General features: G+C 55.2%; 4 protein-coding genes. All 4 read right to left on the bottom strand.

Features of this window, described 5'->3' with window-relative positions; translation table 11 throughout:
• Positions 1-1,447 precede the first annotated feature (1,447 nt).
• Positions 1,448-1,681, bottom strand: coding sequence for a hypothetical protein (locus RC85_RS27955; RefSeq protein ID WP_149753214.1), 234 nt, complete (start codon positions 1,679-1,681; stop codon positions 1,448-1,450).
• Between the two features lie 367 nt (positions 1,682-2,048).
• Positions 2,049-2,618, bottom strand: coding sequence for a hypothetical protein (locus RC85_RS25290; protein ID WP_157594068.1), 570 nt, complete (start codon positions 2,616-2,618; stop codon positions 2,049-2,051).
• A complete protein-coding gene (locus RC85_RS27260) occupies positions 2,590-2,778 on the bottom strand; it encodes a hypothetical protein (protein ID WP_157594069.1) in 189 nt (62 codons plus the stop codon). The genes RC85_RS25290 and RC85_RS27260 overlap by 29 nt, the downstream gene beginning before the upstream one ends.
• On the bottom strand, positions 2,775-3,001 hold a 227-nt coding region (locus tag RC85_RS28735; protein ID WP_238383230.1), incomplete at its 5' end, for a hypothetical protein. The genes RC85_RS28735 and RC85_RS27260, both read right to left, overlap by 4 nt.

Consider the following 3,001-nt stretch of genomic DNA (forward strand, 5'->3'; position numbering starts at 1 on the left):
GTCGCCGGTCGTGCAAGCAAAGGGAAAGCGTCGCATCGCCAACACGAGTATGAATTGATCGAGGAACCGTCAACGTTGGATTAGGTCTCGGTCGCAGTGAGTGATTGACGTGCATGCGAAGTCAAGGCCAATAGTTCGGTGTGATCGGCAAGGAATCCATGCGTAGGTTGTGCCCCGCAGGGCGCGAGGAAGGCAGCAAGTGTCCGCGGTTCAGTCGGATAACGTCCGGGTTTTCCGGGCGGGGAGTGTAAAGTGTCAAACCGAACCAAACCGCGTGCAAGCCCCGCTCCGGAACAACCCATGGTTATCCGTTCGCCGCTTGAGGTTGACGTCGCTTGGTGTCGGATGTGTGCATTTTGAACAAGATTCTAGCATGTCCGAGCGTAGGAGCATCCCAAAGTTCACCACAAGAAGGAAGGACGCAAAGGGCATGACGCGATCGACAGGCCTGGAAGGAAAGAACAAAGCGTCGATCGTGGCGTGCCCTTTGCATCCGCCGTGAGCATCGCGTGAGAGCCTACCAGCAGATACGACAAAGCAAATAGACAATCAGAAGGCTCCGTTCTTAGCGTTCTAAAGTTCACCATTGGCTTACGGCGTCCAAACCATGGACAGAGGTTTTCGACTTAGCGGTTGAGTGCATTCGACAGCACACGTACGGATAACGGTATGCATCACCGAGGTGGCGGGATTTGACGTGCAAGCAGAGAGAAAAGTGTGCGGCCGCCACTCCGGTGCATGCAATGGTTATCCGTAATACACCGTTGCGATGCGGTCCGTCAGCGCGGACTTCGTTTTTGTGGGTGACAATCGCCGTGTGGAAAGAGTAGCAAAGACAGGGCGTTTGGTCAAGTTAATGTCGGCAGTTGTGAATCGAATGCGGGAAGGTACACGCTGGTTGGTTCCACGCAGTGCATCCGGCGCTTCGGCGTTGTTCGAGCATTGGGAGTTAAGCGTTAGTTGATGCCCCGCAGGGCGGTCGGCACTTCTGTGTTGGTCGAACGTTGGGGGCAAGCCGGTTTTGGGCGTGCACGAATTGTGCCCCGCAGGGCGCAAGGAAGGCATCAAGCGTCTGCGGCTCAGTCGGATAACGTCCGGGTTTTCCGGGCGGGGAGTGTAAAGTGTCAAAGCGAACCAATGCCCGCGCAAGCCCCGCTCCGGAACAACCCATGGTTATCCGTTCGCCACCTGAAAAGGCGTCGCTTGCTGTCGTATGAAAGCAGCTTGAACAAGATTCTAGCATGTCCGAACGTAGCGGTGTCCCAAAAGCGACCATTAGATGGAAGGACGCAAAGGGCATGACGCGATCGAAGGCATGGATGGAAAGAACAAAGCGTCGATCGTGGCGTGCCCTTTGCATCCGCCGTGAGAATCGCGTGAAAGCCTACCAGCAGATACGGCAGATCAAATAGACAACCAGAAGGATCCGTTCTTAGCGTTCTAAAGTTCACCATTGGCTTACGGCGTCCAAACCATTGACAGAGGTTTTCGATTTAGCGGTTGAGTGCATTCGACAGCACATGTACGGATAACGGTATGCATCACCGAGGTGGCGGGATTTGACGTGCAAGCAGAGAGAAAAGCGTGCGGCCGCCACTCCGGTGCATGCAATGGTTATCCGCAAACAACCATTACGATGTAGTCCGTCAGCGCGGGCTTCGTCCACGTGGGTGGTAATCACCGCGAATAGATCGTAGCAAAGAAAGGTCGGTCAAGCAAGTTTCGGTTGGTGGCGTTAAATCGGGCACTCGGCGACAGGCGTTGGTTGGTGCCACGCAGTGCATCCGGCAGGTCGGCATTAATTGAGCGTTGGAATTCAGGCGTTGGTTGATGCCCCGCAGGGCAGTCGGCACTTGGATGTTGGTCGAGCGTTGGGGGCAAGGCAGTGCTGGTTGTGCGTTGGGTGTGCCCCGCAGGGCGCGAGGCGGGCAGCAAATGTCCGCGGCTCAGTCGGATAACGGTAGACATCACCGGGTGGCGGCGAAAGACTTGCAAGCAAACAGAAAAACTAACCACCGCCACTCCGGTGCATGTCATGGTTATCCGCATTACATAGCAGGGGCTGGCGTAACGTCACTGCCGTCGCCGTACATAAACAACGGTTTGGGAACGGCAGGATCAAGTTGATTTGTATCACGCAGGTAGGGCGTGAAGGGTTGGTCGGTTATTATACGGTAGTAGCCATTATACGACAGCATTGCATACGAGAAATGACGCTGACGCTCGAATGCCCTGTCGGCGTCGAGTTCGACGATGTAGGTTGCAGTCATGCCGGTGGGCGAAATGTTGAATTGCTCGACGTTGCCATTGTCCAACGTAATTTCAAGAGGGCAGGACGTAGGCGGATAGGAATAGAACGCCTTGGGGGCATTGGAGGTCCTGAGCCATTCTTGAATCCTGCGAAGTACTTTTGGGTCGGAAATGGTTACGAACTCGCGATCAGTGTGCGGCTTGAAGCGAATCGAAGCTATGCTCCCCTGAGTCAAGGTGGCGATCGCATAGTTGAAGCGGTATCGCAGCAAATGATCGACGATGACAGGTGTCAGGAAGGCAAGTGCAGCAAGCGCAGTTACGGCTCCGATCCATCGCCTAGTCGTTTTGGATATGCCGTTCTTCATAGCTCGGATAACGGTAAGCATCACCGAGGTGGCGGGATTTGACGTGCAAGCAGAGAGAAAAGTGTGCGGCCGCCACTCCGGTGCATGCAATGGTTATCCGCAATGCACCGTTGCGATGCGGTCCGTCGGCGTGGACTTTGTGCCCGTGGGTGGCTATCACCGTGTGTGAATCGTAGCAAAGAGCGGACGTTCAAGCAAGTTTCGGCGTCCATCAGTAAATCGAGTATCCAAGGACAGGCGTTGGTTGATGCCACGCAGTGCATCCGGCACTTCAGCATTGATTGAGCATTGAAATTCGGGCGTCGGTTGGTGCCCCGCAGGGCAGTCAGGGCTTGAGTATTGATCGAGCGTTGGGGGCAAAGCGGTTTCGGTCGAGCATGGGT

This window comes from Rubripirellula obstinata (assembly GCF_001642955.1).
In the GTDB taxonomy this organism is placed as follows: Bacteria; Planctomycetota; Planctomycetia; order Pirellulales; family Pirellulaceae; genus Rubripirellula; species Rubripirellula obstinata.

Bases quoted from the DNA above. Each gene is read 5' to 3' on its own strand.
- RC85_RS25290 (WP_157594068.1), bottom strand. From the start codon at position 2,618: ATGAAGAACGGCATATCCAAAACGACTAGGCGATGGATCGGAGCCGTA.